Below are 7,914 nucleotides of genomic sequence, written 5' to 3'. Positions count from 1 at the left end.
AGTTCTAGCGTTAAACATATTTTTCTAATATTCACCTCATTAAAGATGTAATTAGCTTTGCTAAACTTATGATAATTCCATTTTTAACTACAACCTATTTAATATTTTTGTTATAGACACTAGCCTTATAAATCTTGGTAAGATTAAGACTATTAGTAATTGATTCATTTGAATAATGTGCAAAATGAATCAGTGAAGCCCCATTATTCTTTAGCCTATACCAGCTATTAGTCAGAACCGGATCATTATATAGCGGTACTTGTTCTTGCGGATAAAATCTTCATTTATCAAATTTTCCTTTTTAATTTTTTGAACATAGATGTGTAAAAATACTAAAATGACGGGCAAAAGCATCAAAAAAGCAATGATGCTTTTCTCGACATTTTTTCTCGATCGATTCATCATTGCTTAGTTACTTTTCTTAAATTATTTATGTCTTTCTTGATGTAGGTAATAGTATAGAATGTAATTTTTAAGTTGCATAGACTTTTTTTGAAATTTTATTTTAATTTAGTAGTCTTAGCACTAAATAGTGTTCAGACTATAGTGATTTAGTACTACAAAAAACGCATCTAAGTTAAGTGTATCTCTCTATCAAAGAGACTGTACATTTCTTCATTAAAATTATGAGCTATAAAGATCACAGTGTATGGGCCATCTAATAACTTCTTTAAGATTTCAAGCGTTGCTTTTTTATCTATAGCACTAGTGCCCTCATCAATCAAAATAAAATCATCATCGTGAATGCAAGCCCGAGCTAACACAATTTTTTGTCGTTGACCTCCAGAAATATTTAATTTTTGCAAATTTAATTCTGTCTTTAGACCTAGCGACATTTTTCTAATATCAGATTCAAAAGAAACGTCTTTAACATAATCTAGCACTTTATTTTTCAATTTTGAATTAAACATTGTAATATTATTTTCGATACTATCAGGAAATAAAATCGGATCTTGTGGGATATATCCTATCTTAGCCTTATCGATGTTAATATCGTCACCATATTTATTTTTAAAATTGATCATACCGGTATGAAGTTTAATCTTACCAAGAAGTACTTTAAATAAAGTAGTTTTTCCGGATCCTGAGTCACCAGTCAACAAAATTTTCTCACCAGTTTTTATATTTAAATTAGGAAATTTTATTATTTTCCCGTTAGAAAATTTTACTGACACGTTTTTTGTAGTTAAACTAGCTGGAGATTGTAAGTCGCCCGTATGCTCAATTACAGCTGTGTCCGCATTAACTTCCCTGCTTAAACGATCTACTGAGTGAATCTGTCCTAATTCAGTTGCAAGCATCTTAACTGATACATTGATATAAGAGCTAAAGCTTTCAACAGTTACTATTACACCAAATACAACAATATGGTTTGTAACTAATATGGCCGTAACGGCTAATAAAACAAATTGTAACAACGCTGAGGTAGCCTTATTCAATACAGCTAAGCCTTGCATAGTACCTCTTCTTGCTATATTTGCACTTTCTAATGTATCAGATGCATGATCCATAATCTTAGACAACTGTGAACCCACTGAAAATTTTTTAAGTTCCGATAGGCCATCTAACCATTTTTCAGCTGTATCTAAATATTGCTTATTTGCTTGAGATAACTTTAGAGCAGCTGCTTGCATGGCAGGACGAAGAAGTTTAGGTAAATAAAAACTGAGTGTTCCCAATATCAAAACGACAATTAATAGGCTCCAATGAAACAGCAACAAACCAATTGATGCAAAGATAATTTGAGCTAAATAATATGGAATATCCGTATATACTGCAAGTTTTGAATCCTTTATTAAGTTCAGGTCGTTAGTTAGCCGATTCTGAACTTGGGCAGCATTATGCGGTTTATTATCGTAAAAATAATGATCTACTATTTTAAATCTTATTTGATGATTATATTGTTGAATTTGTTTTTCTATCCAATACTGACAAACATTAAGACCAGCATAGCTTATAATGAACAAAATCAAAGATAGAGTAATCAAGAAAATAAATTGTTGCCATTTGCGGTCTTTAATAGCCGTTATTTGATATGTATTAATATAGCTGACCCCAATTATCAAACCAGAAGTTAGGAATTCTAGAACTAATAGCGATATCATTCTTATTCTATTAACAGCATATAGATCTTTAAAAGACACTTATACTCACCTCTTATTGCTTCCAAGGCTAATCTTTCTACTAAATAGTTTTTCCATGGCTGGAGTTAAATTATGCGCTATTACAATAACTGTTTTATTCGATGATACTAAATTTTTTAGAATGCGATAGCTACTTTTTGAATCTATTGCACTAGTTGCCTCATCAGCTAAAATAATAGAAAAATTATGTATCTCATTACGAGCTAAAATAATTTTCTGTTTTTGACCTCCAGAAAAATTATTCGTGTCTAAATCAATTTCCGTTTCAAGTCCATTTGGCATACTAGCTATATCTTTACTTAAATCATTATTTTCAACTGCATTTTTACTCAGCTTTTTCAATTTATTATTGAACATAATAATATTGTTGATAATAGAAGTAGGAAATAGCTTTCCATCCTGAGGAATATATCCTATTTGAGCATAATCAGGACTAATTTCTTTACCATATTTATCTTCAAAAATAACTTGTCCATTAGTTGGTTGTAATTTATTAAGGATTAATTTAAACAGCGTAGACTTACCAGTACCACTGTCGCCACTAAGCAACACTTTTTCGCCTTTTTTAATATGAATATCTGGAAAATAGATCGTTTCTCCATTTTTAAACGAAATGCTTAAATTATGCGTACTAATTGAGCATATTTCATCAGTATTAATTTCTTTATGAAAAGGGACTAACTTCTGGGATTCAATAATTTGTTTGTTAAGACCTTGAACTGACTGAATTCGTGTTAGCGATGTAGTAATTGTCAATAAACAATTTAAAATCATAGAGGAGAAGTTCCCTGCTGCTATTATTACTCCAAAAGTTACTTGATGATTAAAAAACAAAATTGCGGCTAACAGAGTAATCGCAATTTGAGAAAAAGAATTAGCACATCCGTTAAGAAAATCAGCAACAGAAATTACCTTTTTTCTTTCTACGAAACTTGTTTCTAAATTCTGACTAACTTTTTGCATGACTAAGTCTAATTGATTAAAAGCTGTATATTTTCTTAATTCTTCTAAGCCGTTAAACCATTCTTCAATAACTAACAAATATTTACTATTTCTACTAGCTACTTTTTGCGTTGCATTAGAAGCTTTCTGTCTTGTAAAGCGGGGAATATAAAGCGTAATAACTGATAGAATTATTGCCAACAATGTCAGCATCCAATTCATTAGAAGAAGGCTGCTAATTGACGTAACCAATAAAAAACTTGATTGGATAATACTCAAAGACTGATCGGCATAATTTTTAGTCAGCACTTGTAAATTGCTATTTAATTCATTTTCCATTTCAGCTACTTTATGCGCCTTGTCATGATAGTATTCGCTTATTAATTTATGCCTAATACTGTGAATATATTTTTGCGTCTGCTTACTAAAAAGATATGTAGCTAACGAGCTCAAAATATAAGAAATGAATGAAAGAAAGACACTACTGGCAATAATTAGCAAAAAACCTAGAAGAATATTTTTAACTAGTTGATTATAAGCGAATTGTATAATATACGAACTGATTGCAGATCCTGCTGCAAACAAAAGCTCTAGAACAATTATTACAATGAATAAGAGTAAATTAGTTTTAATTAATTTTTGAAAACTCATTTTTAATCATCTAGATCCTATAATTATTTTTAATAGAGTCCGCTTTTTCTAAGGGAACTGATAAATATACATATCTGTTAGTTGGAGATAAAAATTTAGGTATATATCGAGTAACATTCAAAGTTAGCAAGCTTTCAATATTTTTCGTTTTAACATTCTCATAATAATTGTTTTCTATACTAAGCTTTTCTAGATTATCTTGAAGTAATGTACTCTTTCCCAAATTAATAAATGAAAGAAGTTCTTCTTGGGACATACTCTGTGTAGATTGTTTATTACTATGACTAATTAAATATTTTTCGATAGAGTGATTTACCATTATGCATTCGTCTATTGCATCATCAATACTTTCAGCTAAATTATTTTGCTTTCCCATTCCTACCGGTATAATTTTTCTTCCTAAATCAAACGCAAATGTAATCCATAATTCACCCGCCTGAGTTAAATATGGCTTACTAAAAAGAAGAAAATCTTTTTTATTTTGAATATGAAAATTAGAGTAAATCTCATCTATTTTATTATTCATAATGAGTTTAATAAAATAATGAAATGCTTTTCTTTCAATAACTTCATAGATAGAACTCTGAATAGCTTTTTCTTTATCTGTATGCGCCGCGAATCCAGTTGTATTAGGAACTATACTCGGATGTAAACTGTACATAGTAAACCATGCCGCGCGTTCATTTAACTCAGATATAGCTTTTTTATAAGCCGTTTCATAGAGTGAATCTATTCCTCCAAAAGGAATATATTTATTTCCGTCGGAAGTAACGGCAACTAAGTTTCCTTGTACTTTTACCTTACTTAGCTTAAGAACTTGTAATTTAGATAGTTTCCACTTATAGATTTTCATAGTACTTTCCTCTTCAAAAGGATATTTATAAATCAAAATTTTACAAGCGAGACAGTATAGTTATCAGAGTGTAATGAATACATAGTATTTTCAGTATTCATAGTCGTAATTTGGGTAAAATATTTAACTATTTCAGCAGCAGCTAATGAACTTGTAATTTGTATTTCTGGTAAAAAACTAGGATGTCTATCATGCCGAGCTGGATTATCTCGTCTTTGATTTAAAAAGTTAGTAGCAGGATATTTAGCAATAATTGAATTAGCAACTTTATCTATTTCATTGGATTTAGTAAACAATGGGCCTGCATCGTGTTCTCCAATAGCGTACATTGTATAACCTAAGGTCAAAATGTCCTTATACAATTTATTTAAAGAAGAACTAAAAGGAAATGGCATACCTGTAATTAAATCTACATTTCCAACGTCCTTTAAAATATCCTTATAGTTAGACAATGTTAGCATTGCATTGATTCCTGTAACTTTGCCTAAGCCTCGTTTGTTTAATTTCTGACTAAGAACTTCAACTTTAGGCTTTCCTACATCGTCTCGATTATATAAAAATTGTCTTGATAAATTTGTATTTTCAATAATATCTGCATCTACAATAAAAATATGTCCGATTCCACAAGAATTTAAGAGGTTACTTAATGCTGTTCCAACTCCGCCAGCACCAATTATCAGAACGCTTTTTTGACTTAAATCAGACTGTAATTTTGAGGTTGATACACTAGATCTATTGAAAGAATCCAACATTTCAATTTGTCTAGCAAAAGGATCGTCAGGATGATTATCACCAAAGTAATTTGCTAATAAATATTGTTTCTTTAAAAAAACAAAAATATTATTCATGGTTTCTTTTTTAGCAAAAAGCTTTTCTAGTTCTTGCAATGTTGTTCCATGATTAAGTAAATCTATAAGTTGTTTCGCAGAGCTGACCTCATCATCCTTCAATTTAATTACATATCTTCTTTTTATAGGAATTAACTCTAATATTTTTATTTCCTTGTTCTCTACTTTTCCATATACATCGTACTTAAACATATATTCCATTACTTTATCCTCCCTTATTGTATATAAAATTTTATTGGTCGCTTTAATCTCATATATACATTTGGAAGTTTAAAAGATACTACAGCAGGATATGATATTTTTTGACATATAGTACTATATTCAATCGGAGAATTATCAGATGTATATACTTCTTTTATATCCTCCAAAGGTATTTTTAAATCCAGTTTTTTAATTTTTTGAAGTCCTAATCTTATATGTAATGCATGTTTTTGTATATTAACCCCTCCAAAGGAAATAACCACATTGGGGTTAATAACTTCGGCTAGTCCAAACCGTGTCGCAATAAGTTTTCTTTGGCGAATAATCCCTATATTATTTTGGACATTATCTCTATCTATATAGATAAAGAGATTTCCTGTATCGTAATTTAATCTACTATTTAGCAAATTTACACTATGTCCCTTAATACATGCATCATCTTGCTGATTCGGATAAAAAGGTACATCATATACATTAAAATTTCTTTTTAATGCCGGAATAAAAGACTCTCTTATATCTTTTACGTCACCTTCTGATAGGTGACCAAATAATTCATGGAAAAGTATCCCAGCCGAAAAGCTATCAAAACTCAAACCCACACTGTTAAGGTCTACGAAATTAAGACTATTTATGCCTTCAATCGCTAATGAAATTAGCTTAGTTAAATTAGCACTTAAAAAATTAATGTTTCTTTGTTTAATGCCTATAGGTCTTGTAATTCCACAACAAGTTAAAATTCCTCCTAAATACACATATTCTAACGAAGATTTACATTTTTCTTCTTTTATAGATAAAATTAATTCTATCCACTTGAAATGGTAGTTAGCTAATAAAATATTCAGTGAATCAATCAAAGATAAAGCTGGATACAATAAATCTAAAAGATTAACCTGAGCAAATATTTCTTTTAAATTAGATTTTGTAATTCTTTGTTGTACATTATGATGTGAGTTACTCAAATTTATACATGTAAAATATCCATTTACACTATGATTATTATTCGTACCAAATTGTATACTAATTTTTCTCATTTTATGCTTTATGACCAATACGAAATAAACAGACTGGAGTATAGGATTTCTCATCAAATAGAATATTTCTAGGATCTTTCATAAAAAAGTGAATGCAACAATTATATTGTTTTACTGATGCAAGAATAGACATTCCTTCAAGAATGCACCCCAAGTCTACCCACGATAAAATTTCTGATTGTTGCAAATATTTTGTCTTTAATACACTAAAATCCAATGCTAATAAAATTATCGTTCCACCAGAGCCTCTAATATCTGCTCTATCTGTTTGTTTTTTCACATACTTTCTTAAACTGTCCGATTGATATCGCTTTAAAGAGCCATTAATAAAATTACAATAATATAAATTAGAGTCATTTAGGCAAAATGAAATTACCGGAGATATATTTCCCGCGTAAGGAATTGGATGATAGTCTTTTCGTCTTGAAAGATCTTCTATAAATTCTTTTAATTCTGTATAAGATAAACTACTTAGGTTACCACGATAAGAATATCTATTTTTAAAAATAAAGTTTTCAGAGAAACTATTAATTTCTTCATCATGAATTTCAGACTCTTTTATCTTATTTAATTCGTTTCGGTGTATAACTCTAGTTTTAAGACTAAGTGCCTCATAAAAATTACTACTTGGCATTGGTTTTCTCCTAAAGTAAAAAATAAAAGCGCAGAAAGATTGTCAATAATCCCACTACGCTTCTACAATGTTAATCTTTAAAACTGTCCTTCTGAAACATCATCTTCATCTTGACAGCCAGAACATGAAACTAACAATTCAACATTATCGTCATAATCAACAGTTTCAACCTTCAAGCCATTAACTTTAACAAATTGTTTCTTTTCATTAGTCTTTTCCATAAAAAATACTTCCTTTCAGTAAAAAGATATTTCTTTCTAAATGGATGTAGTTCATTTGGAAATTAGGGCAATAATATTATCTTTTTATTAATAAGTCAATAGTATTTTAAAAATATTTATATTATTTTTTCATTTAAAGCTTATTTTTATTAAATACTACTTTTTAATTTAGTAGTGCCAGTGCTAAATAGTGTTTAGACTACAGCAACTTAACACTACAAAGTGTCTGGGAAATAACCAACCCTTAGATACCGAAAAACGATCAATTCAACTCTTAATTTGAGTTTGATTGGTCGTTTTTTCTCTCTATTTTTATTTTTGAACAAAGAAAATTGGTCTTTTGACCATCTTCTGTTCTAATATTTGCTTAAATTCATCATCATGAAGGG

The 7,914-nt window shown here is 29.5% G+C and carries 7 protein-coding genes; all 7 read right to left on the bottom strand.

What is annotated here, in order from left to right; translation table 11 throughout:
* Positions 1 to 572 precede the first annotated feature (572 nt).
* Complete coding sequence (locus tag HMPREF0518_RS01245) at positions 573 to 2,144, bottom strand: ATP-binding cassette domain-containing protein (protein WP_020828949.1); 1,572 nt, start codon at positions 2,142 to 2,144, stop codon at positions 573 to 575.
* Positions 2,145 to 2,150: 6 nt separating this feature from the next.
* On the bottom strand, positions 2,151 to 3,737 hold the full coding sequence (locus tag HMPREF0518_RS01240; protein ID WP_003625305.1) for an ATP-binding cassette domain-containing protein: 1,587 nt from the start codon (positions 3,735 to 3,737) through the stop codon (positions 2,151 to 2,153).
* Between the two features lie 10 nt (positions 3,738 to 3,747).
* Entirely contained in the window at positions 3,748 to 4,590 is an 843-nt protein-coding gene (locus HMPREF0518_RS01235) for a hypothetical protein (protein ID WP_020807709.1), read from the bottom strand.
* A 32-nt stretch (positions 4,591 to 4,622) separates the two neighbouring features.
* Positions 4,623 to 5,639: a HesA/MoeB/ThiF family protein gene (locus HMPREF0518_RS01230; RefSeq protein WP_003625300.1), complete on the bottom strand. Its 1,017-nt coding sequence runs from the start codon at positions 5,637 to 5,639 to the stop codon at positions 4,623 to 4,625.
* 14 nt (positions 5,640 to 5,653) lie between these two features.
* Complete coding sequence (locus HMPREF0518_RS01225; RefSeq protein WP_003625298.1) at positions 5,654 to 6,670, bottom strand: hypothetical protein; 1,017 nt, start codon at positions 6,668 to 6,670, stop codon at positions 5,654 to 5,656.
* 1 nt (position 6,671) lies between these two features.
* Positions 6,672 to 7,304: a hypothetical protein gene (locus HMPREF0518_RS01220; protein ID WP_003625296.1), complete on the bottom strand. Its 633-nt coding sequence runs from the start codon at positions 7,302 to 7,304 to the stop codon at positions 6,672 to 6,674.
* Positions 7,305 to 7,381: 77 nt separating this feature from the next.
* Positions 7,382 to 7,525, bottom strand: a complete 144-nt coding sequence (locus HMPREF0518_RS10235; RefSeq protein WP_003625293.1) for a hypothetical protein — start codon at positions 7,523 to 7,525, stop codon at positions 7,382 to 7,384.
* Between the last annotated feature and the right edge of the window lie 389 nt (positions 7,526 to 7,914).

This window comes from Lactobacillus helveticus DSM 20075 = CGMCC 1.1877 (assembly GCF_000160855.1).
GTDB classification, from domain to species: domain Bacteria; phylum Bacillota; class Bacilli; order Lactobacillales; family Lactobacillaceae; genus Lactobacillus; species Lactobacillus helveticus.
Note: the sequence above shows the minus strand (reverse complement) of the source record. Positions and strands in the feature narration are given on the sequence as shown.